This is a genomic window from Stenotrophomonas sp. HMSC10F07 (assembly GCF_001807895.1).
GTDB classification, from domain to species: Bacteria; Pseudomonadota; Gammaproteobacteria; order Xanthomonadales; family Xanthomonadaceae; genus Stenotrophomonas; species Stenotrophomonas sepilia.
The window spans coordinates 1-22,956 of sequence record NZ_KV791439.1 but is presented as its reverse complement, the minus strand read 5'-3'; the positions used below and the strand labels follow the sequence as shown (position 1 = coordinate 22,956).

General features: G+C 67.1%; 19 protein-coding genes. 2 read left to right on the top strand and 17 right to left on the bottom strand.

The genetic code is table 11. From position 1 onward, the window contains the following. The first annotated feature begins 351 nt into the window (after window positions 1-351). Window positions 352-3,426 carry a TonB-dependent receptor gene (locus HMPREF3114_RS16625; protein ID WP_053500459.1) on the top strand — a complete coding sequence of 1,025 codons (3,075 nt, stop codon included), beginning with the start codon at window positions 352-354 and terminating at the stop codon, window positions 3,424-3,426. Between the two features lie 187 nt (window positions 3,427-3,613). Next, window positions 3,614-3,808 carry a heavy-metal-associated domain-containing protein gene (locus HMPREF3114_RS16620; RefSeq protein ID WP_005416342.1) on the top strand — a complete coding sequence of 65 codons (195 nt, stop codon included), beginning with the start codon at window positions 3,614-3,616 and terminating at the stop codon, window positions 3,806-3,808. Between the two features lie 78 nt (window positions 3,809-3,886). Here the strand turns inward: HMPREF3114_RS16620 and cueR are convergent, their stop codons facing one another. The 17 genes from cueR to HMPREF3114_RS16535 all read right to left on the bottom strand — a co-directional run bounded on the left by cueR (window position 3,887) and on the right by HMPREF3114_RS16535 (window position 22,748). Further along, window positions 3,887-4,342: a Cu(I)-responsive transcriptional regulator gene (gene cueR / locus HMPREF3114_RS16615; protein WP_053500457.1), complete on the bottom strand. Its 456-nt coding sequence runs from the start codon at window positions 4,340-4,342 to the stop codon at window positions 3,887-3,889. An 11-nt stretch (window positions 4,343-4,353) separates the two neighbouring features. Continuing rightward, window positions 4,354-6,855 (bottom strand): heavy metal translocating P-type ATPase, encoded by a 2,502-nt coding sequence (locus tag HMPREF3114_RS16610; protein ID WP_053500455.1) that lies wholly within the window; start codon window positions 6,853-6,855, stop codon window positions 4,354-4,356. A 161-nt stretch (window positions 6,856-7,016) separates the two neighbouring features. Then, window positions 7,017-9,974 (bottom strand): TonB-dependent receptor plug domain-containing protein, encoded by a 2,958-nt coding sequence (locus tag HMPREF3114_RS16605; RefSeq protein WP_053500452.1) that lies wholly within the window; start codon window positions 9,972-9,974, stop codon window positions 7,017-7,019. Window positions 9,975-10,366: 392 nt separating this feature from the next. Further along, complete coding sequence (locus HMPREF3114_RS16600; RefSeq protein ID WP_070490017.1) at window positions 10,367-11,104, bottom strand: copper homeostasis protein CutC; 738 nt, start codon at window positions 11,102-11,104, stop codon at window positions 10,367-10,369. Further along, a complete protein-coding gene (locus HMPREF3114_RS16595) occupies window positions 11,101-12,099 on the bottom strand; it encodes a glycosylasparaginase (protein ID WP_005416337.1) in 999 nt (332 codons plus the stop codon). Before HMPREF3114_RS16595 ends, HMPREF3114_RS16600 begins: the two co-directional genes overlap by 4 nt. A gap of 51 nt (window positions 12,100-12,150) precedes the next feature. Continuing rightward, window positions 12,151-13,173 (bottom strand): glucokinase, encoded by a 1,023-nt coding sequence (locus tag HMPREF3114_RS16590; protein ID WP_053500447.1) that lies wholly within the window; start codon window positions 13,171-13,173, stop codon window positions 12,151-12,153. Between the two features lie 84 nt (window positions 13,174-13,257). Continuing rightward, window positions 13,258-13,542, bottom strand: coding sequence for a hypothetical protein (locus HMPREF3114_RS16585; protein WP_005409434.1), 285 nt, complete (start codon window positions 13,540-13,542; stop codon window positions 13,258-13,260). Window positions 13,543-13,577: 35 nt separating this feature from the next. Beyond that, on the bottom strand, window positions 13,578-15,167 hold the full coding sequence (locus tag HMPREF3114_RS16580) for a calcineurin-like phosphoesterase C-terminal domain-containing protein (RefSeq protein ID WP_053500446.1): 1,590 nt from the start codon (window positions 15,165-15,167) through the stop codon (window positions 13,578-13,580). A 148-nt stretch (window positions 15,168-15,315) separates the two neighbouring features. Continuing rightward, window positions 15,316-15,936, bottom strand: a complete 621-nt coding sequence (gene hisIE, locus HMPREF3114_RS16575; protein WP_053499873.1) for a bifunctional phosphoribosyl-AMP cyclohydrolase/phosphoribosyl-ATP diphosphatase HisIE — start codon at window positions 15,934-15,936, stop codon at window positions 15,316-15,318. Continuing rightward, window positions 15,926-16,702, bottom strand: coding sequence for an imidazole glycerol phosphate synthase subunit HisF (gene hisF / locus HMPREF3114_RS16570; protein ID WP_053499875.1), 777 nt, complete (start codon window positions 16,700-16,702; stop codon window positions 15,926-15,928). The genes hisIE and hisF overlap by 11 nt, the downstream gene beginning before the upstream one ends. Then, window positions 16,696-17,430: a 1-(5-phosphoribosyl)-5-[(5-phosphoribosylamino)methylideneamino]imidazole-4-carboxamide isomerase gene (gene hisA, locus HMPREF3114_RS16565; protein WP_053499877.1), complete on the bottom strand. Its 735-nt coding sequence runs from the start codon at window positions 17,428-17,430 to the stop codon at window positions 16,696-16,698. Before hisA ends, hisF begins: the two co-directional genes overlap by 7 nt. After that, window positions 17,427-18,029 (bottom strand): imidazole glycerol phosphate synthase subunit HisH, encoded by a 603-nt coding sequence (gene hisH, locus HMPREF3114_RS16560; protein ID WP_053499880.1) that lies wholly within the window; start codon window positions 18,027-18,029, stop codon window positions 17,427-17,429. Before hisH ends, hisA begins: the two co-directional genes overlap by 4 nt. Beyond that, complete coding sequence (gene hisB, locus HMPREF3114_RS16555; protein WP_053499882.1) at window positions 18,026-19,099, bottom strand: bifunctional histidinol-phosphatase/imidazoleglycerol-phosphate dehydratase HisB; 1,074 nt, start codon at window positions 19,097-19,099, stop codon at window positions 18,026-18,028. Before hisB ends, hisH begins: the two co-directional genes overlap by 4 nt. Beyond that, window positions 19,096-20,190: a histidinol-phosphate transaminase gene (gene hisC / locus HMPREF3114_RS16550; RefSeq protein WP_053499884.1), complete on the bottom strand. Its 1,095-nt coding sequence runs from the start codon at window positions 20,188-20,190 to the stop codon at window positions 19,096-19,098. The genes hisB and hisC overlap by 4 nt, the downstream gene beginning before the upstream one ends. Continuing rightward, complete coding sequence (hisD, locus tag HMPREF3114_RS16545) at window positions 20,187-21,482, bottom strand: histidinol dehydrogenase (protein ID WP_070490015.1); 1,296 nt, start codon at window positions 21,480-21,482, stop codon at window positions 20,187-20,189. The genes hisC and hisD overlap by 4 nt, the downstream gene beginning before the upstream one ends. Next, the gene (gene hisG, locus HMPREF3114_RS16540) at window positions 21,479-22,390 is read right to left on the bottom strand and encodes an ATP phosphoribosyltransferase (RefSeq protein ID WP_053499888.1); all 912 of its coding nucleotides are present in this window, start codon (window positions 22,388-22,390) and stop codon (window positions 21,479-21,481) included. The genes hisD and hisG overlap by 4 nt, the downstream gene beginning before the upstream one ends. Before the next feature lie 34 nt (window positions 22,391-22,424). After that, on the bottom strand, window positions 22,425-22,748 hold the full coding sequence (locus tag HMPREF3114_RS16535; protein ID WP_070490013.1) for a YerC/YecD family TrpR-related protein: 324 nt from the start codon (window positions 22,746-22,748) through the stop codon (window positions 22,425-22,427). Window positions 22,749-22,956: the final 208 nt, after the last annotated feature.

Sequence of the window (22,956 nt, the reverse complement as noted above, 5' to 3'; positions counted from 1 at the left end):
GCCGGCACTACCGCGGGTGCAGGGCGCAGCCCTGCCGACCCACCCTCCCCTGCGCACGAAAACGATTTCACTGATTTCAGCAAACCGTCATCCCTTCGCCACGCCAGTACCATATTGCGCAGCAGCATGCGCCTGCGGGCGACCCGTGCTAAAAATCGCCCGCCCATCGCTTAGATCGATCCAAGACGACGCTGCGATGGCCGGGAGTTGGGGGAGCAGCAACAGGACGTACCAGGCCACGCGCGCGGCGCCACTGGCAGTTGCCTGGCGACAGCGACAAAGTCACTTCAAATTAGATCGATTCAAGTTGTCCGTGCCACGTCACCGGATCAATCCATGAGAGAGGGAGAGATGGGAATGAAGCATTCAACACGTACGCATGGCCAGGACGCATTGTCGTTGGCCATCGCGCTGGCCTTGGCCGCCGCCGTCATTCCGGGTGGCGCCGCCGCGCAACAGGCCGCTTCCACCGGCTCGCAGGACGCCACCACCCTGGACAGCGTCCAGGTCACCGGCTACCGCTACGCCATTGAAAAGAGCCTCGAGCAGAAGCGCGACGCCAACGCGGTGGTCGAGGTGATCACCGCCGAGGACGTCGGCAAGTTCCCCGACAAGAACGTGGCCGACGCACTGCAGCGCGTGCCCGGCGTGGTCATCACCCGCAGCGGTGGCGAAGGCAAGAGTGTCAGTGTGCGCGGCCTCGCGCCGGACCTGACCCTGACCCAGTTGAACGGCAACTTCGTCGCCTCGTCGGAGACCAACAACGAAGCGACGCGCTCCTTCAACTACACCCTGCTGCCATCGAACATGTTGTCCAGCGCGGAGCTGTTCAAGTCGCCGGAAGCACGCATCGACGAAGGCGGCATCGGCGGCACGGTCATCCTGCATACCCGCCGCCCGCTGGACATGGAATCCAACTCCGGCTACGTGAACCTGGAGGGCACCACCTCCGATACCAGCCACGATGTCGATCCGCAGGCGTCCGCGCTGTACTCGTGGCACAGCAAGGATGAGCGCTTCGGCGTCCTCGTCGGCGTGACCCAGCAGAAGCGCACCACCCGCACCATGGAAGCCAGCACCGAGGACTACCAGTGGTACGGCAATGGCACCACGGCCCGCGATGCCAACGGCAACCTGCTGGAGCAGGATGGCATCCACTACTGGTGGGGCCAGTCCGGCTTCAACAACCAGGCTGGCAAGAACTACAGCGAATTCTTCATGCCGACCTCGGTGAACTTCGCGGTGAAGGAAGAAAAGCGCGAGCGCAAGGGCGGCCAGCTGACCTTCCAGTTCAAGCCGGTCGACAACGTCACGATGACCGCGAACTACTTCCGCTTCGAGCTGCAGGGTGACTACACCCAGAACATGCTGAAGGTGCCGGAGTGGAACCTGGCCCGCTACAACCAGGACGGCAACTGGGCCGGCGGCCGCCTGCTCAACGGCCTGGATTTCGACCCGAGTGGCAGCATCGTCACGGGTGCGCAGTACCAGAAGCTGGCCGGAAAGACCTATTACTGCAGTGAGGAAGAAGCAGCGGCAGCCGGCCTGGAACCCGGTGGCTGGGGCCCGGACGACTGCACCATCCCCACTCCGCAGCTCACCGGTGGATACAGCAAGGAAAAGGCACTGTCGCAGACCGCCGACCTGACCATCGACTGGGATATCAGCCCGCTGTGGAAGGCCTCGTTCACCGGCGGCCGCACCTGGTCCGAAGGTGGTCCGTCGATGAATTTCCGCATGTCGGCCAAGCCGCGCCGCAAGGTTGGCAACCAGTGGCAGTCCGGCAACCAGTACACCGCCTGGGACCTGACCGGCACGCCGTCGGTGCAGTTCTCGCCGGACCTGCAGCAGCAGTTGATGGCGGGCGTGGCCGAAGTCGATACCGGCTCGACCGATTCGTCGTGGATGCAGACCGAGGTCAAGCAGAACTACTTCCAGGCCGACGTCACCAAGCTGTTCGAGGCCGGCTGGCTGGATTCGATCCAGTTCGGCGCCAAGTACCGCGATGGCAAGGTCCACCGCAACACCGGCAACACCTATTGGGTGTGCCCGGGCCTGGATCCGTCCGACTATGACAACAACCGCTACCAGGCCGGTTGCGATCCGACCGCAGGCGATGCGCAGCCGGGCTTCTTCCTGTCCAACCCGATCAGCAACATCACCGGCGCGTTCAACGCCAACGTGTTCCCGGGCATCAACTACCCGGCCTACATCGACTACCTGAACAAGACCTACGGTGGCTCGCACAACCGCACCGAAGAAGACTTCGTCTACGACGTCAACGAGAAGATTTATTCCGGCTACTTCCAGGCCAACTTCCGCACTGAGCGGGTACGCGGCAACATCGGCGTGCGCGTGGTGCGGACCAAGCAGTTCGCCCAGTCCAGCGATTCGGTCGAGCGCTTCAACGACTATTTCGTCGACAACGCCAGCGGCGCGCCGATGAGCTGCGATGATCCGGCCGCCGACCCGAACCTGCGCTGCCAGGGTGGCTTCGTCCGCCTGCCCGACCCGCAGGTGCGCGACAAGGTGTATGCCCTGTCGTCGCTGGAAAAGACCTATACCGACGTGCTGCCCAGCTTCAACATTGCCTGGGACATCACCGACAACCTGGTGCTGCGTGGCGCGGCGTCGAAGGTGGTCGCGCGCCCAAGCTACACCAGCATCGCCTATCCCGGTGGCCTGCGCTACATCAGCGAAGAGTACGCCAACGACCGCCGCGTCACCGGCGGCACCGACACGCCCGGCTGGTACGGCTCGGGCAGCAACAAGGCGCTGGAACCGTTCAAGGCGGTCCAGTTCGACCTGGGCCTGGAGTGGTACTTCAAGCCGGGCGCGGTCGCAGGTGTTTCGCTGTTCCGCAAGAACGTGGACAACTTCACCGTGCCGGTGGTGCGCGACCAGCAGATGAACGTCGGCGGGCAGTCGGTCACCGTGCAGAAGTACGAGACCCAGGCCAATGGCCGCGATGGCGTGTCGCAGGGCGTGGAACTGTATGGCCAGTACACGTTCGACTTCGGACTGGGCGTGCAGGCCAACTACACCTACAACGACACCAACCTGGCCTCGATCGTGCTGGATGGCGAGGAAATCGGTTCCTCGCCGCTGGTCGGCAGTGCCAAGAACCAGGCCAACGTTACGGTGTTCTACGAGAACGACAAGTTCCTGGCGCGCGCCTCGTACAACCGTCGTGGTGAAGTGGTCGGCGGCCTGAACAATGGCATGACCACCTACACCAAGCCTTACAGCCAGCTTGACCTGAACGTGGCCTACAACCTCACCCCGGACTGGACGGTGACCGCCGCCGTACTGAACGCCACCAAGTCCGAGCTGCGCAGCTACATCGGCAACGACAGCCAGGCCCGCCTGCTGTCCAATCTGTACGCCGGGCGCCAGCTGTATTTCGGCGTGAACTGGAAGTTCTGAGGCAGCGCCGGGCCTGGCCCGGCGCAGTCTTGCCCGCCCCGGCGGGAATGGTCCTCCACGGCAGCCGCGCTGGTACAGGCGGCTGCCGTTTTCATTTGCCTGCACCGCCGTTCAGCCACCTGCTTGACCCTGCCATCGTTGGAAGGTGCACACTGGTTTCACCTCACGAGCACCGAAGGAGCTACAGATGGAATTCCATGTTGACGGCATGACCTGCGGCGGCTGCGCGCGCAGCGTGACCCGCGCGATCCAGCAGATCGATCCCAGCGCCAGTGTGGTGGCCGATCCGCCGACCGGCCTGGTCAAAGTGCAGACCACCGCATCACAGGAGCAGGTGTTCGCCGCGCTGAACGATGCGGGGTTCCCGCCGCGCACTGCCTGATCCCCTGCTTTCTTCCACAGCGGAGCCCGCCCCCTGCACTGTCACTGGGCGGGCTTTTCCTGCACGCGACATGGAAACTCAGCGCTTGCGCGCGCGCCGCCGCACCGCGCCGGTCTTCGCTGCATCGACCGGCAGCGGGGCCTCATCGTCTTCACCCAGCCGCTGCAGGATCGGGCATTCCGGGCGCTCATCGCCGGCACAGCAGCGGATCAGCGATTTCAGCGTGTCGGCCATCTGCCGCATGTGCTCGATGCGCTGTTCCAGGTCGGCGATGTGCTGCTCGGCCAGCTGCTTGACGTCAGCACTGTGGCGCGACGTGTCGTTCCACAGGCCCAGCAGGTCGCCGATCTCGGCCACCTGGAAGCCGAGATCGCGCGCGCGGCGGATGAAGCGCAGGCGATGGATGTCGGCCTGCGAATACGCCCGATAGCCTGACTCCGTTCTATCCGCCGCAGGAATCAGGCCGATCTGTTCGTAGTAGCGGATCATTTTCGCCGACACGCTGGAGGCCTTGGCGGCATCACCGATATTCATGCGATTCTCCTTCAGTGGGTCGCAACGGCGGCATCCGCCATCGGCGGCTGGAAGCGGCGCAGGCGCAGTGCGTTGCCCAGCACGAACACACTGGACAGTGCCATCGCACCGGCCGCGAACACCGGCGACAGCAGCACGCCCCAGACCGGGTACAGCACGCCGGCGGCCACCGGAATCAACGCGGTGTTGTAGGCGAACGCCCAGAACAGGTTCTGCCGGATGTTGCCCAACGTCGCCTTCGATAGCGCAATGGCATTGGGTACGCCCTGCAGGTTGCCCGACATCAGCACCACGTCGGCCGATTCCACCGCGATATCGGTGCCGGTGCCGATGGCCAGGCCGACATCGGCCTCGGCCAGTGCTGGCGCATCGTTGATGCCGTCACCAACGAAGGCGACGTGGCCGTGCGTGGCCTTCAGCCGGCGCACGGCCTCGACCTTGCCTTCCGGCAGCACCTCGGCCACCACTTCATCGATGCCGAGCTGGCGCGCGATCGCCTTCGCGGTCCCGGCGTTGTCGCCGGTGATCATCGCCACCTTCAGGCCCAACCGATGCAGTGCCGCGATCGCTGCCGGGGTGCTCGGCTTGATCGGATCGGATACCGCGATGATCGCGGCCAGGCGACCGTCGATGGCGGCATACAGCGGCGACTTGCCCTGCGTGCCGAGTTCCGCCGCCAATGCTGCGAATGCAGTGATGTCCACGCCCAGGTCGCGCATGAAGCGATCGGCACCGACCTCCACGCGTGCACCCTCGACACTGGCCCGCACGCCCATGCCGGTGACCGATTCGAAGTCGACCATGCCTGGCAACGTGATGCCCTGCCCGGTCGCGGCATCAACAATCGCGCGGGCGATGGGATGCTCCGAGCGCGACTCCACCGCGGCCACTGCCGCCAGAACCCTGTTGCGATCGAAGCCGGCAGCAATCTCCAGGTCGGTCAGGCGCGGGCGGCCTTCGGTCAGCGTGCCGGTCTTGTCCACCGCCACCACCTGCGCGTCCTTCAGCAGCTGCAGTGCTTCGCCCTTGCGGAACAGCACGCCCATTTCGGCGCCACGACCGGTTCCGACCATGATCGAGGTCGGCGTGGCCAGGCCCATCGCGCACGGGCAGGCAATGATCAGCACCGCCACCGCATTGACCAATGCAAAGCTCAGTGCCGGCGATGGACCGAAGATCAACCAGACCGCGAAGGTCGCCAGCGCGGCCAGCATCACCGCCGGCACAAACCACAACGTGACCTTGTCGACCACCGCCTGGATCGGCAGCTTCGAGCCCTGCGCCTGTTCGACCATGCGGATGATCTGCGCCAGCAGGGTCTGCGCGCCCACGGCCGTGGCCCGCACCGTCAGTGCGCCCTTCTGGTTGACCGTGCCACCCACCACGCTGCTGCCCGGCAGCTTCTCGACCGGAATCGGCTCGCCGCTGATCATCGATTCATCGATGTAGCTGCGGCCTTCAACCACCTCGCCATCCACCGGCACGCGCTCGCCCGGGCGCACTTCCACCAGGTCGCCGCTCTGCACTTCATTGATCGGGATGTCGACCGCGCGGCCGTCACGGATCACATGGGCCACCTTGGCCTGCAGGTTGACCAGGCGCTTGATCGCTTCAGAGGTGCGGCCCTTGGCCCGGGCCTCCAGGAAGCGGCCGAGCAGGATCAGCGCGACGATCACCGCCGCCGCTTCGTAGTAGACGTTCACCGTGCCCGGCGGCAGCAGCCGCGGTGCAAAGGTCGCTACCACCGAATAGCCGAACGCCGCGGCGGTGCCCACCGCCACCAGCGAATTCATGTCCGGCGCCAACCGCAGCAGCGCCGGGAACCCCTTCTGGTAGAAACGGCGGCCCGGAATGGCCAGCACCAGCGCGGTCAGCACGAACTGCAGGTACCAGCTGGCCTGCATGCCGAGGGTGGACATCACCCATGCGTGCATGCCGGGAATCAGGTGCGAGCCCATTTCCAGTACGAACACCGGCAGTGCCAGCGCGGCCGCCACGATCAGGTCGCGCTTCAGTTCGGCGCGCTCGGCATCCTTCTTTTCCGCAGCCTGGTCATCGGACCGCACACCCGCCTCGATCACACGTGCGTCATAGCCGGCCTTGTCGATCGCGGCGACCAGCGCAGCCACGTCCGCCATGCCACGCACCGTGGCGCGCTCGGTGGCCAGGTTGACGCTGGCCTGGCTGACGCCGGGCACGGCCAACAGCGCGCGTTCGACACGGCCCACGCAGGAAGCGCAGGTCATGCCTTCGACCGCCAGTTCGGTGGTCGCTGCGGGCACGTCATAGCCCACCCGCTCCACTGCCTGGACAAGCGCCGCGCGATCCACCGGGCCCGACGGACGAATGTCCGCCCGCTCGGTGGCCAGGTTCACCGAGACACTGCCCACGCCCTCGACCTTGGACAGTGCTGCCTCGACCCGGCCTACGCAGCTGGCGCAGGTCATGCCCTCGATGGGCAGGCTGATGGTGGAGGGGCTGGCGGGGGCGGCAGCGGCGCGCGGCGTGCTCATGATCGGATTCCCGGGTTTCCTTCTGGATGCGGACAGACTAAACCTTGCCATCGTGGGAAGGTCAAATCCAGCCTGTCCGCATGCCTGAAGGGGGCGCCGCCCCCGGTGTTCCGTTTCCGCATCCACGCATGGCGTGGATCTACCGGCGGAGGCCGGTCTCCTCAGAAGGTGAACACATACTCCAATGCGAACTCGCGGCCGACCGCGCTCAGCAACCGGGTCGGGGCGAAGTCATAGTCCAGCTTGTACGGGTCCTTGTGGTTCCAGCTGGCCGAATTGAACACGTTGTTGACGTAGACATTGACCTTGGCGTGCTCGGTCACCTGGTAACCCACGTTGACGTTCCAGGTGATGAACGGCCCGACCCGGCCGAAGTAGCGCGAGGTCTGCTGGCCCGCGTTGGGGTTCGGGTTCACCGAGCCATCCGGCAGCTGTGCCGGTTCCAGGCAGTTCAGCGACGGACTGTCACTGGGCACGTAGCCGTCGGCGAACGGCAGGCAACCGCCGGGATTGTCCAGGCGATCGGTGCCCCAGTGATAGCGCACGCCCGGCACCGAACCCACGCGGTCGGCATAGACGTTGGCGTTCCAGTTGCCGCGCTGCCAGGCCAGGCTCGCGCGCAGCTTGCTGCGCAGGTCCCGGTCGCGCCGTTCCGGGTTCGGGTCGTTGGCGTAGCGCTGTTCCTTGGTCGAGATCTGGTTGGTGTAGTTCAGGCCCAGCTGGAAGCTGCCCCACTGCGCGGTTTCCAGGCGATAGCGTGCAGTCAGGTCGATACCGCGCACTTCCCGGCTGGCCAGGTTGAACGGGCCGCGCTCGATCGACACCAGCCGGCCGCTGCTGTCACGGTTCACGCGGGCCAGGATGCCGGCGCAATAATCGCCACCGGCCGGATTGGCCCACGGCGTGCCATCGATGTTCTTGCCCGTCAGGCAGCCGGCCTCGCTGGCCAGCACCTCGTCGGCGCCGACATCGACGATCATGTCTTCCAGCTTGATCGCCCAGTAGTCGGCGCTGACCGACAGGTTCGGCATCACGTCCCAGACGAAGCCGACCGTCCACGAATCGCCGGTTTCCGAACGCAGCAGCGGCGTGCCACGCCGGTTCACGTCGAAGGTGTACCAGACATCGGTGTTGCCCACGCCACAGTTGTTGACCAGGTAGGCACCGCTCTGGATGCAGCGCAGACGGTCATAGGTCTGCACTTCGGAACTGCTCGGCTGGCCCAGCAGATAGTGCATGTCCGGCGCGTGGAAACTGGTGGCGTACGAGCCACGCACCAGCAGCGATTCGACCGGGCGCCATTCCAGGCCGACGTTCCAGGTGGTCTCCTTCTGGCTGCCGATATCCAGCGCTTCACTGCTGTCATCGGCCTTGTAGTTGCCATAGCGGTCGTAGCGGGCGGCCGCGGTGGCCGTCACGCTCTCCAGCAGCGGGATCTTGAACTCGACGCCGGCCGAGTAACGGGTGCGCTCGCCGCCACCGCGATCGACGTTCTGCAGATCGAAGTCGATGCCGGCGCGCGGGTCCGGGCTGAGGTGATAACCCTGCTGCGCGACTTCGGCCACGGCGGCGAACGAGATCGGGCCGGCCCAGCCCTGGAACAGTTCGCCGGTGATATCCGCCGAGGCCTGGTTGACCCACGATGACGCGCGGTTCGTGGCCACCGCACCCATCTGCCAGTACTGGTCCGGCGTGAGCGGATTCCACCAGCGCGATTCGTTCAGCGCGTAGATCGCCTCGCCGTTGGCGGTGGTGCCCAGGCGCGGGCCGAGGAAGTAGTCGTACGACTTCTGCTTGTCGACCACGTTCTGCCGTTCTTCCACGCGATAGTAGGAACGGCCCACCGTGGCGCTCCAGTCGAAGCGGTCGGCAAGGCGTCCACGCAGGCCCGCGCTCCAGTCCCATGACAGCTCGCGGTTGGTGTTGCGCAGGGTGTCCAGGCCGCCGACTTCGTTCGGGGTGAACTGGCGCACGCCCAGGATCGGGCGGTTGCGGTTGGCATCCCAGTAGTAGCCGTTGTCATCGTCGATCAGCGAGACGCCGGGTGGATTGGTGCCCCAGATCGCTTCGGAGCGGTACACCGCCAGGTTGGTCCAGGCCTGCAGGTCGCTGCTGAAATCGAAGGTGGCATACAGGTTGCCGGACACGTTCTCGGCACCACCGGTCAGCAGCCAGTTGGCGTAGTCGGCGCTCATGCCGCACAGGCGGCCGGTGTTGGTGATGCGGTTGGCGGCGTAGTTGTAGACCAGTCGATCGGCCGTGTAGTACTCACCGTCGAACTTCTCGCAGGTACCGGTGGGCGGCGCCAGGCGCTGGCCCGTCGTCGGATCGATCAGCGCCAGCCCGGCCGTGGGACGGAAGCCGACCTTGCGCTGCTCCATGTTCCAGGACGCATACGGCGCATCATCGGCATCGTCCATCTGCGGGCGGTCGCGGCCGAACAACGGATCGCGCTTGGTGTACTGCAACGCATAGGTCACGCTCCAGTTGTCACCCGTTTTGCCGCCGGCCCATGACAGGTCCCAGGTGTCGCGCCCGCCTTCGGTGGAGGTGCCGCCGCGCACGCGCACTTCGTCGCCGTCGTAGTTGGTTTTGAGAATGACGTTGACCACGCCGGCGATCGCGTCCGAACCATAGATGGCCGAGGCGCCGCCGGTCAGTACTTCGATGCGTTCCACCGCTGCGGCCGGAATGTTGCCGTAGTTGGAGAAATTGGTTTCACCGCCATACGGCAGCGGGTAATCGGCCACGCGACGGCCGTTGACCAACAGCAGCGAGCGGTTCGGGCCCATCCCGCGCAGGTTCAGCCCGCTGGCATTGGGCGTGTGCGAACCCCACTGCGAGGCGGCTTCGACGGTACCGGTCGCTTCGGTGAGCGTCTTCAGCGCGTCATACACGCTCACGAAGCCCTCTTTCTGGATCTGCTGCGCGGTGATCACGTTGACCGGGGCCGGACCTTCGACCGCGGCGCGCTTGATGCGCGAACCGGTAACGGTGACCGCGTCCAAGTCCTTGGTGGACGAACTGGCCGCTTCCTGTGCACCAGCGGCCAGGGGAAACAGGACCAGGACCAGTGCCTGGGACAGCAGGTGACGACGCTTGCGAACGGACTGAGCCATGGGTGATTGCTCTTGGAAAGTGTGGACGCACGGACGGGTGGTGGCGTAGCACGACGGCTGATCCGGGTACCGGGATCGGTTCACGACCGTCCCAGCCCCTCCCCTGTGGATCGATCCAAACTAAAGCACAGCTGAACCGCGCCGGGCATGCGGCGATGCAGCAACCGCTGGCGGAATGCCGCTATCGGCTGCCGGTATCCAGAACAATCAAAGGGTTGCGCAACATCGCTGAGAGAACGGCGCACACGTCAATGACACGAACGCGACAATCGCGCGCGGAACGGTTTTGTCCGCGTTGTCGCGTGCGACTGTAGAGCCGAGCCCGTGCTCGGCTGATGTCGTCTGTCGCAAAGCGCAGCCGAGCGTTGGCTCGGCTCTACAGGAGAAGCGGGTTACCTTGCGCTGTCCAGCGCCTGCCGCAGTGCGGCCACGGTGGCGGTGGCGGTCTGGCTCCAGTCCGGGTCCAAGCCGCGCAGCGCCGGGTTCTGGAACTGCATGGCCGAACGCCGCAGGCCCTTGGCCGAGGCGTGCAGTTCGGTGCAGCCGCTCCGTCGCGCAACGGCCGCGATGTTGGCCGGTCCCAGCCCGGCGCCGGCCATCACCGTGATACGTCCCGCCGCCTGGGTGACCAGACCCGCCAGCACATCCGCGCCGGCCTCGGCGCTGACCTGGCCGCCCGAGGTCAGCACGCGCTGGCAACCCAGCTCAACCACCTGCTCAAGTGCCGCAGGCAGATCGCGGGCAGCATCGAAGGCGCGATGGAAGGTCACCTGCAGCGGCCCGGCGGCCTGCACCAGTTCACGGCACAGCGCCAGATCGATCCCGCCCTGCACATCCAGCGCACCGATCACCACGCCATCGCAGCCGAGCGCGCGGCACTGCGCGATGTCACGCAGCATCAGTTCGGTTTCCAGTGCGTCGTAGTGGAAGTCGCCCGGGCGCGGGCGCACCAGTACGAACAGCGGAATGGACAGGCGTTCGCGGGCGATCGCGATGCTGGCGAACGACGGCGTGGTGCCGCCCTCGGCCAGGTTGTCGAACAGTTCGATGCGATCGGCGCCGCCGGCCTCGGCGGCCAGCGCCGAGGCCAGCGAGTTGCTGGCGATCTCCAGGGTCAGCCGTGTGCTCACGCCTGGGTGCTCGTGTAGATCGACGGCGAATCACGCAGGTCATCCTGGCGCTGCGCATCGCACACCGCGTAGACGAAGCCGCGATGCAGCGCGTAAGCGCCCACCTCGCCCTGCTTGTTCATGGCCAGGAAGCACACCTGCAGCGTCTTGCTCGCTTCGGGGCGCTTGCGCACAACGCGATCGATCGCTTCGCGGCAGGCCTGCGCCGGCGAGCGCCCCTGGCGCATCAGCTCGACCACCAGGAACGAGGCCGCATTGCGGATCATCTCCTCGCCCACGCCCGAGGCAGTGGCCGCGCCCACTTCGTTGTCGACATACAGGCCGGCACCGATGATCGGGCTGTCGCCGACCCGGCCGTGCAGCTTCCAGGCCATGCCGCTGGTGGTGCAGGCGCCGGCCAGGTTACCGCGGGCATCCAGCGCCAGCATGCCGATGGTGTCGTGGTTGTCGCTGTTGCCAGGAATACTACGACGCTCGGCATTGATCTGCGGCTGGTACTTCTCGGTCTTCAGCCACTCGCGCCAGGCCGCTTCGGCCTGCGGCGTCAGCAGGTGCCTGCGTTCAAAACCCTGCTGCACCGCGAACTGCTGCGCGCCCTCGCCCACCAGCAGCACGTGCGGGCTGTTTTCCATCACTTTGCGGGCCACCGACACCGGATGCAGGATGTCGACCAGCGCAGCCACTGCGCCACAACGGCCATCGCCATCCATGATGCTCGCGTCCAGGCTCAGCACGCCGTCGCGATCCGGGTTGCCGCAATGACCGACGGTAGGGTTGCACAGCTCGCTCTCAGCCCAGCGTGCGCCCGCTTCCACCGCATCCAGTGCGCTGCCGCCCTGCGCCAGCACCTTCCATGCGGCCTGGTTGGCCGGCACGCCGAAGTCCCAGGTCGAAACCACCTTGGCCCCACCCTGCGTGCGCGCCTGCACGCCCGGCAAGGCCACCATGCCTGCAGCCAGTGCGCCGGCCTGCAGGAACTGCCTGCGATCCACCATCTTCCCCTCCCAGTCTGCAATGCACGGCCGGCCCGATGCCGGCCACGCCGATCAGTCTTGCGTGGGCTGCCGTGCGGCGTACCAGACCGCTGCGCCGAGAACGCCCAGCTGGCCATGCTCCACGCGCCATACCGGCACCTGGCGCAGTACCTCGGTCAGCACGCCCTTGTTGAGGAAGCGCTCACGGAAGCGGCCATCGGCCAGGAAATCCTGCACATGCGCAGAAATGCCCCCGGCCAGGTACACCGAACGCGCACCCACCGCGATCGCTGCGTCGCCGGCCAGGCTGCCCAGCCAGGCACAGAACACCTGCAGCGTTTCCACGGCCAGCGCATCCTCGCCGCTGCGCGCGGCGCCGATCAGTGCCTCGGTGCTGCCCCACACCGGGGTGACACCGCGCAGTTCGCACAGGCACGGATACAGGTTCATCAGGCCACTGCCGGACAGCACGCGCTCGTTGTCCACGTGCGTCCAGCGCTGCAGCAGCTTGCCCAGCACCTGCAGTTCCAGCGCGTTGCCGGCGCCGAGCGCGGCATGGCCGATCTCGCTGGCCAGCACCGGACGCTCGCCGTCGGCAAAGCGCAATGCTGCACCCAGGCCGGTACCGGCGCCCAGCACCAGCGCCGGGAACGCCTGCGCCGGGTCAGCATCGCCATTGAGCGGCACCAAGGTGTCAGGCTGCAGGTAAGGAATGGCCAACGCCACCGCTTCAAAATCATTGATCAACTGCAGCTCATGCAGCCCGGACTGCACCCGCGTGGCCGACAGCGAGACCGTCCATGGCAGGTTGGAATTGATCAGCACATCGCCATCGAGCAGGCCGGCGATGGCGACCACGGCGGCCTCTACCGGCTGGCCGAGGCCTGCGGTGAAATCCGCAAGGATCGCCGACAGGCTCGGATGCTCGGCGCAGGCATAGGTGCGATGGCTGCCCAGCAGTGGTGCCTGGCCGGGTTGCGTTTCAGCCAGCGCCAAACGGGCGAAGGTGCCGCCGACATCGGCGACAACGAGACTGCGCGGAAGACCGCCGCGGGCGGAGTCGGTGGAAACCGGGGACGCTGCTGCGATGGTCACGCTGGCCTGCTTGGATCGATTGAATCGCCCCGATTCTCAGGCATCGGGGCGGCTTTGCCTAGCGCGCCGGCGGTTCAGGTTGGACTACATGCCTTCCTGTTCGGCCACTTGCACACCATCCACCAGCACGCGCAGGCGCTGCGGGCGGAAGCCGGCGAACAACAGCGGCCGGGTGCGCTCGACCAGCACCTCATGGCCGGCGATGTGGCGCAGCCACGACTGTACCAGCGAGAACGAGAAGTGGGTGCCCGGATGCAGCGGATGCTGCACCCAGACCTTCTCGGTGGCGCTCTGCAGCAGCATCGCGCCGGTGAACCAGTGGCGGCTGAGGGTGACTGGCGTGGTGCCGGCCATGAAGCGGATATCCATGCGGGGTCCTTTCGCTGGAGCGGAGATGCGGGGGATCAGGGCTGTGCCGTCTGCAGGCTGTAGCGGGTGGTGGCGGTGAATACTGCACCATCAGGCTGGGTAGAGCGTACTTCGACCTTGTGACTGCCCACTGCCAGGTCTGTCGGCAGCGCGCCACGCCACAGGTGCGGCGACGCGGTGGCCTCCGGCGAACGGTCGTAGCCGCGCAGGCTGTCAGCCAGATCGTCAGCCACGTTCTCCACCATCAGGCGCGGATCGGGCTGACTGACCTGCTTCATCGGCTGCCAGGCACCGCCATCGACGCGGTACTCGACCACGCTGGCGTCCTCGCCCATGTAGACGTTGGCGTAGACACCCCACGCCGGATAGGCCCCCTGGCGCAGCACCTTCGGTGCATGCAGGCCGATCTGCTCGCTGGCCGGCTTGCCGGCCACGCGGTACTGCAGTTTGTAGCTGCCATTGCCGGCGACGTCCAGCAACGCGTAGCCCTTTGGCGTGCCATCACTCATGGCGCTGTCCGGCACGCCGGCGGCATCCTTCACCCCGGACCAGAATGCGCCGCAGTTGGCACCGACGTTGTATTCGTGCAGCGGCTTGTCACCGTTCCAGCCGTCGGCCTTGCCGTGGTAGACGTGCTGCTGGGTGTGGCTGTGCCCGCTGAGCACCAGCACGTTGCGGAAGTCCTTCAGCAGGTCGAACAGGCGCTGGCGGTCAGCATGACGGAAGGTCTCGCGCCCCGGCGCGGCGTCGAACAGCGGGATGTGCATGCCCAGCACCAGCAGGCGGTCCTTGTGCAGGCCTTTCAGGTAGCTGGCAAGGAAAGCGAACTGGTCTTCGCGCAGGCCACCGACATACTTCGGCCTTGCGTTGGGGTCATACACCACGTCGTCGAGGAACACGAAACTGGCACCGCCCTCTTCCACCGCGTAGGTGTCCGGGCCGTAGATGTTGCGCCAGCTGTCCAGCGAATGCTCGTCGCTGGCTGCATCGAAATCGAGGTCGTGATTGCCCGGCACATGGAACCACGGCACGCCCAGCGACGTGGTGACCTTGTTGATTGCCGGATACAGGGTCAGATCGTCGTTGACGATGTCACCCAGGGTGGTGCCCATGCGCGCCTTGGTCTGGCCGATCAGCGGCGACACGATCGACTGCTGGTAGTAACCGATGTCCTTCAGGCTGGCGGTCTGGGAGTCGGTGAAGACCAGCATCTGGAAGCCGCGACGGCTGTCATGGCGATCCGACTGCAGCGCGAAATCCCAGTTGCGGGTGACATCGCTGGTGGCGGCGATGCCGCCGTACTTCAGCGCCGGCGAGCCGTTCGGGCGGAAGTGGCGCCAGAACGAAGGCAGGCCGTCTGTCGCCTTCGGGAACGAATACGCATCGGGCTTGATCACGAACACGGTCTGGCCGTCACGCACCGGAAGGCTGTAGCTGCCATCGGCGGCGGTCTTGACTATCGTCTCGCCGTTGGAGACCTGCACCCCGGCCAGGCCCGGATCGGTCGCACCGCGGCCCGGCTTGCCGTCACGCTCCAGATAGACCTTGCCGGTGACCACGGTGTCCGCAGCCCAGGCCGGCGAGGTCAGCAACAGGCAGCACAGCCAGGCGGCAGGCAGTTTCATGGGAGGCATCCGGCAGAAAGAGACGCGGTATTGTAGAGCCGAGCCACGCTCGGCTGCATTGCCGGCGGGTAGTGCCGGCCGCTGGCCGGCAACCCCTCGATGCCCGAAGATGATGAGGTTGCCGGCCAGCGGCCGGCACTACCACGCTTCAACGATGGCGTTTTTCCAGCACCGCCCGCGCATCGTCCAGCGACAGACCGCGCGCGCGCAGCAGTACCAGCAGGTGGTACAGCAGGTCCGAGGCCTCGCCCAGCAACGCCTCGTCATCCTGCGCCACCGCCGCCAGGGCGGTCTCCACGCCCTCCTCGCCCACCTTCTGTGCGATGCGGCGGATGCCGCCCTCGAACAGGCTGGTGGTGTAGCTGCCCGGCGGGCGCTGCGCCTCACGCATCGCCACCAGCTGGTCCAGCCCGCCCAGGAAGTCCTTCGGCGCCTGGTCGAAACAGCTCTCCGCACCCGTGTGGCAGGTTGGCCCCGCCGGGCGTGCCATCACCAGCAGCGTGTCGGCATCGCAGTCGACACTGATCGATTGCACCGCCAGGACGTTGCCGGACTGCTCGCCCTTGGTCCACAACCGCTGCTTGCTGCGGCTGAAGAAGGTCATGTGGCCGATGGCCAGCGTGGCGGCCAGCGATTCGGCGCTGACATAGCCCAGCATCAGCACCTGCAGGGTATCGGCATCCTGCACCACGGCCGGCAGCAGGCCGTCGCCCTTGCCCCAGTCCAGCGCCTGCAGCGCATCCAGCGATGGCCTCACTTCAATAGACATCCCGCACCTCGATCTGCTGTGCTCGCAGGTAGCGCTTCAATTCCGGAATGGCGATGGCACCGCTGTGGAACACGCTGGCTGCCAACGCGCCGTCGACGTCGGCCTGGTCAAAGGCTTCGGCGAAGTGCTCCATCGCACCGGCGCCACCGGAGGCGATCAGCGGCACCTGGCACAGGGCCCGCGCCTGCTGCAGCTGCACGACATCGTAGCCACGGCGCACGCCGTCGCTGTCCATGCAGTTCAGCACGATCTCGCCAGCGCCACGCCGTTGAGCTTCGACGATCCAGTCCAGGGTACGCAGCGGTACCGCCTGGGTCTTGTCAGGGTCGCCACTGAAACGGCGCACCCGCCACTGGCCGTCCGCTTCACGTACCGAGTCGACACCCACCACCACGCACTGCACGCCGAACTCGTCGGCCAGTTCGGTGATCAGCTCCGGGCGGCCCAGCGCAGGCGAGTTGATCGACACCTTGTCGGCACCGGCGAACAACACGCGACGCGCGGCTTCCACGCTGTCGATGCCACCGGCCACGCAGAACGGAATGTCGATCAGGCGCGCGATGCGCTCGATCCACGCCACGTCCACCGAACGCGCCTCGGGGCTGGCGCCGATGTCATAGAACACCAGCTCGTCGGCACCCTGGTCGCGGTAGCGCTGCGCCAGCTCGGCGATGTCGCCCATGTCGACGTGATCGCGGAAGCGCACGCCCTTCACCACGCGGCCATCGCGCACGTCAAGGCAGGGAATGATGCGGCGGCTCAACATGCCAGCGCCTCCGCCAGGTCCATGCGCTGCTCCAGCAGTGCCTTGCCGAGAATCGCACCACCGCAGCCAGCGGCACGCGCCTCGGCCACATCGGCCACGTCACGGATGCCGCCGGACGCCTGCACCGCCACCCCCGGTAGCAATGCCGACAGGTGCTGGTAGAGGCCGATATTGGGCCCGGCCAGCATGCCGTCGCGGGCGATGTCGGTGCACAAGAGGTGGCGCATGCCGGCGCGCGCGTAGCGCTGGGCCAGGTCATCCAGGGTCACCCCGGCGTTCTCGGTCCAGCCGTGCACCGGCAGCTGCCACTGCCCCTGTGCGTCCTGGCGCGCGTCCAGCGCAATCGTGATGCGCTCGGCGCCAAATTCCTCCAGCCAGCCGACCACTTCATCGGGGCGGCGCACCGCCAGCGAGCCGACCACCACGCGACCGGCGCCAGCATCAAGCATGCGCGCCACATCGTCGCGGCCACGCACGCCACCACCGGTCTGCACCTGCAGCGGCGTCTGCGCGCGGATCGCCGCCAGCAGCGGTGCCAGCGTATAGCCACCTGCGCGTGCAGCATCCAGGTCGATCAGATGCATCCACTGCGCGCCCTGTGCGGCGAAGGCCTGCGCGCGCGGCAGCGGATCGTCGCCGTAGGAGGTTTCCTGCGCGTAGTCGCCCTGGCGCAGCCGCACCACGCGGTCATCGCGGATATCCAGCGCGGGGTAGACGATGAAACTCATGCAGCAGTGCCCTCAAGGAAGTTGCGCAGCATCAGCGAGCCGGTCTCGCCGGAGCGCTCGGGATGGAACTGAGCGCCGTAGTAGCGCCCCTGCTCCACCACGGCAGTGAACAGCCCACCGTGGTCGCACGCCGCGACGGTGTGGGCATTCAGCGGCGCCGCATAGCTGTGCACGAAATAGGCGCTGGCGCGCTCCGGCACACCCTGCAACAGCAGCGACTCCCGTAGCGGCAGCAGCCGGTTCCAGCCCATGTGCGGCACGCGGATGCCACAGGCCGGCACCAGCTTGCGCACCACGCCCGGAATCAGTCCCAGTGTTTCTACGCCCGCTTCCTCGGAGCGTTCGAACAGCAACTGCATGCCAAGACAGATGCCCATCAGCGGCACCTCCAGCCGCTGCAACGGCTCCACCAGGCCCTGCGCGTGCAGGCGCTGCATGCCGGGGCTGGCGGCGCCGACGCCGGGCAGGATCACCCGCCGAGCCCCCACCAGGCCTTCCGCATCGCGCACCAGCCGCACTGTCGCGCCCAGGCGCTCCAGTGCGTAGCGCACCGAGCCCAGGTTGGCACCTCCGGCATCGATCAGCGCGACGTCGCTCACAATGCCCCCTTGGTGCTCGGCAGTGCCGTGCCCTGCCGGGCCAGCGCCGGGCGCAGTGCGCGCGCCAGCGCCTTGAAGCAGGCCTCCACCTTGTGGTGATCGTTGTCGCCGCGTACCTGCAGGTTGAGGTTCAGGCCACTGGCATCGCACAGCGAACGGAAGAAGTGCGGCACCAGCTCGGTCGGCATGTCGCCCACCCGCTCGCGCTTGAACTCGCCCTCGAACACGAAGTACGGGCGGCCGCTGAAGTCCAGCGCAGCGCTGGCCAGGGTCTCGTCCATCGGCAGGGTGAAGCCGTAGCGGCCGATGCCGCGCTTGTCGCCCAGCGCCTCGCGCAGGGCCTGACCCAGCGCCAGCCCGGTGTCCTCGATGGTGTGGTGCTCGTCGATGTGCAGGTCGCCCTCGGCCTGGATGTCCAGCGCGAACCCGCCGTGCTTGCCGATCTGTTCCAGCATGTGGTCGAAGAAGGGCAGTCCGGTGGCGATGCGCGCATCACCGGCACGGTCCAGATCGAGTTCAACCCGGATCTTCGTCTCCTTGGTGTTGCGCTGGACCACGGCAGTACGCGGCGCGTCGGCCAGCGCATGGGCGATGCCCGGCCAGTTCCATTCGCCACCGAACTGTTCGGTGCGCAGCTGGAAGCCACGGATGTTGAGGTTGTCGGCGAACTGCAGGTCGGTGATACGGTCCCCCACCATGCCCGAACGCGCCCAGTCGATGCTGCGGTCCTGCAGGTAGGCGGTCATCAGGCCGATGCCCGGCTTGCGCGTGGGCGCGTTGTCCTGCGGCCAACTGCAGTCGATCAGCACGTCACGGAAGGTGATGCCCTGGCTCTCGAAGATCTGCAGCATCAGGTCGTTGGGGCCATCGAAGCTGGCGCGTGGGTAGCTGTCGCTGCCCAGGCCATCCTGGTTGGTGACGATCACGAACTGGTAGCCGGCATCACGCAGCTTCAGCAGCGCCGGGATCACCTGCGGCACGAAGCGCAGCTTCTCGTAGGCGTCGATCTGGAAGTCGGACGGCTCCTCGATGAGGGTACCGTCGCGGTCGATGAACAGGATCGGGGTCATGCTGCGGCCCTCCGCGCCGACAGGGCCGCAAGCACGCGGTCGTTCTCTTCGGGACTGCCGATACTGATGCGCAGTGCATCACCCAACTGCGGCGCGGCGCGCTGGTCGCGCACCACCACGCCCACAGCCAGCAGCGTATCGAACGCGGCCTGCGCATCGGCGAAGCGAACCAGCAGGTAGTTGCCGGATGAGCGGTAGACGCGACGCACGCCGGGCAGGCCCGGCAGCGCCTCGCGCAGGCGTTCGCGCTCGGCAATCACCGTGGCTACGCGCTCGGCGGTGATGGTCAGCGCGGCGGGTTGCAGCGCCTGCACCGCCAGTTCCGCGCATGGCGTCGGCACCGGGTACGGCGCCTGGCAGCGGCGCAGCACGGCAATCAGCTCCGGGGCGGCGATCAGGGTGCCAACGCGGGCGGCGGCAAGAGCGTGCGCCTTCGACAGCGTGCGCAGCACCGCCAGATTCGGGTTCGCGGCCAGCAGCGTGGTCGCCGACGGACGCTGCGCGTACTCGACATAGGCCTCATCCACCACCACCAGTGCTTGCCCGCGCAGCGCCACCACCACCCGCTCGACTTCGTCCAGGGCGATGTCACTGCCGGCCGGGTTCGACGGGGCGCACAGGAACACCAGCTTGGCACCTTGCGCCTTGGCCGCGTCGATCACCGCATCCAGATCGGCACGCAGGCCATCTTCGCTGTCCACCAGCGGCACTTCAATCAATGCAGCGCCCTGCAGGCGTGCGCAGACGGCGTACATGCCGAACACCGGCGGCGTGACCACCACGCCGTCGCGGCCCGGCACGCACAGCGCGCGCACCAGCAGATCAATGGCCTCGTCGCTGCCGCGGCCGACCAGCAGCTGCTGTGGCGTCACGCCGTACAGCGCCGCCAAGCCTTCGCGCAACGCCAACGGTTGCGGCTCCGGATAGCGCCGGCTGCTGCCAGCCGCGTCGGCCGTATTGGCCCAGGCGGACTCGTTGGCGTTCAACCAGACCTCGCCCTGCACCGCTGCGCTGCGTGCCGAGCTGTAGCCGGCGAACGCCTGCAGATCCGGGCGCACCAGCGCCAGCACCTCCTCGACAGCCGCGCTCATGCCGCCACCTCCATGCGCAATGCCACCGCACGCTCGTGGGCATCCAGGCCTTCGGCGCTGGCGATGATGCGCGCGCAGCCGCCGATCGCGGCCAGGCCGGCGGCACTGGCGCTCTGCACGCTGATCAGGTTCTGGAAACTGGCAACGCTCACGCCGCTGTAAGCACGCGCGGCGCCGGCGGTGGGCAGCACGTGGTTGGTGCCGCTGCAGTAGTCACCCAGTGCTTCGGGGGTGTAGTCGCCGAGGAACACCGAGCCGGCCGCCTGCACCTTGTCCAGCCAATCGCGCGGTTCACGCAGCGCCAGAATCAGGTGTTCGGGCGCATAGCGGTTGCTGATCGCGAAGGCCTCGTCCAACGAATCAACCTGGATCAGGCGCGACGCTGACAGCGCCTGCCGCGCAATCTGCTGGCGCGGCAGCAGGGCCACCTGGCGCTCGACCTCAACCTCGACCGCGGCCAGCATCGCGGCATCGTCGGTCAACAGCAGCACCTGTGAATCCGGGCCGTGCTCGGCCTGCGACAGCAGGTCGGCGGCGACGAACGCCGGATTGGCGCCAGCGTCGGCAATCACCAGCACTTCGGAGGGACCGGCCGGCATATCGATGGCGGCGGCGCCCTCCTGCGCGACCTGCTGCTTGGCTTCGGTGACGAAGCTGTTGCCGGGCCCGAACAGCTTGTCGCAGGCCGGAACGCTGGCGGTGCCATAGGCCATCGCGGCGATCGCCTGCGCGCCGCCCAACTTGAACACGCGCTGCACGCCGGTCAGGCGCGCGGCTACCAGCACTGCCGGATCGGCGCTGCCGTCGGCGCGCGGCGGCGTGCACAGCACCACCTGCGGGCAACCGGCCAACTGCGCCGGAACGCCCAGCATCAACGCGGTGGACGGCAATGGCGCGCTGCCAGCAGGTACGTACAGGCCCACCCGGCCGATCGGGCGCAGCATGCGTTCGCAGACCACGCCCGGCGCGGTTTCAACTGCATAGCCTTTACCCATGCCGGCGGCGTGGAAGCGCGCGATGCGCTCGGCGGCGTCCACCATCGCCTGGCGCAGTTCGGCGGGCACGGCCGCTTCAGCAGCGGCGAACTCGGCTTCGGAGACTTCAAACGAGGCCAGCTCGACACCATCGAAGCGCGCGGTGATCGCACGCAGCGCATCGTCGCCCTGTGCACGCACCTGCGCGATCAGGGCCGTCACGGCATCGCGGGTCTGCTGCGCCACGGCCTGCACCGGGCGGGTCAATGCCGCGCTGCGCGCGGCCTCATCAAGTCGGGACCAGATCAGACGGTTCATGCCAGCGACCGCTCCACGCTCAGTACCATCAGGCCCTGCGCACCCGCGCGCTCGAGTTCCTCCATGCGCTGCCAGCTCAGCGGGCCGGGGCACATGGTCTGCAGGCGCAGCGCACCGCCATCGGCCGGCAACCGCACCAGCGGCTCGGCATCGGCCAGCAACTGCGCCAGCGCGTCGACACGATCCTCGCTGGCGCGGAACATCAGCAGCTTGCGGTCCTGGCGCTGCACCACGCCATCGAGGCGGCGCAGCAGCATCGCGCGCAGCGATGCACGTGCATCATCGGGCACCCGTACTGCACCGGCCAGCACCGCCTCGCTGTCGAGCAGGTTGTGCACCGGGGTCAGCTGATTGGCGCGCAGGGTGGCGCCGCTGGACACCAGATCGCAGATCAGGTCGGCGGTGCCCAGACGCGGGGCGATTTCCACCGAACCGGACAGCTCGACCACCTGTGCGTCCACCCCCTGCTCCGCCAGCCACTGCGTGAGGATGGCCGGGTAGCTGGTGGCGATGCGGGTGCCGGCCAGCTGCGCCGGACCCTGCCACTGCCATTCCTCCGGCACCGCCAGCATCAGCCGGCACTGGCCGAAGCCCAGCCCGCGCAGCGCCTGATAGGCGTCCGGCAGGCCGACCTGGCGGCGTGCCGCGGCCTGTTCGTCCAGCTCGTTGCGGCCGACGATGCCGAGGTCGCAGACGCCGTCGGCGATCAGGCCGGGGATGTCGTCGTCGCGCACCAGCAGCAGGTCCACCGGCAGCGATTCGCCGTAGCAGAACAGCTTGTCGCGGCTTTCGCGCCAGCTCAGGCCACAGGCGCTGAGCAGGTTACGGGCGGGCTCGGCCAGCCGGCCACTCTTCTGGATGGCGATACGCAGCCGGTCTCGTGCCGGCGCTGCCTGGGTTGCACTCATGGGGGAGGTCTCGAAGTTCGGAACGGGGCGCGGATCAGCGCGAAGCAAGGCGGTCGATGGCAGCGGCATAGCCTCGATGGCCGTGCTCGAGCGTGCGCGCCACCCGTCCGGTGGTGGTCACGCTGACCCCGGTGCGCTCGTGGATCTCGCGGTACGGCACGCCCTGCTGCAGCAACGGCACCACCTTCCAGCGGTCGGCCATGGCTTCCAGTTCGGCCGGAGTGCACAAGTCGCGCAGGAAGGCTTCCACCTGCTCCGGCTCGCGCAGGGCGGCAAAGGCCAGGGCCAAGGATTCCAGGTCGGCCTTCGGATCTTTGGCGGCAATCTCGGGGCGGGCTTTCACGGGGGTCGTTTCCATGCATCAATGTAATAGCGCGTTAGTACATTAGCGCATTCTTGCGCAGTGCGTCAAATCGGGGGTTGAGGGGGCGGCAAGGCTGCTGCCCTGCACCCGCCAAGAGCCAGAGCAAAAGCAAATGCTGATTTCCTGAGCGTTGGCGGGGAGGGTCCGGTGGCAGGGGACGCCGTAAATCCATCCATGGGGGCTTGGCCGCGGCATCCATGCC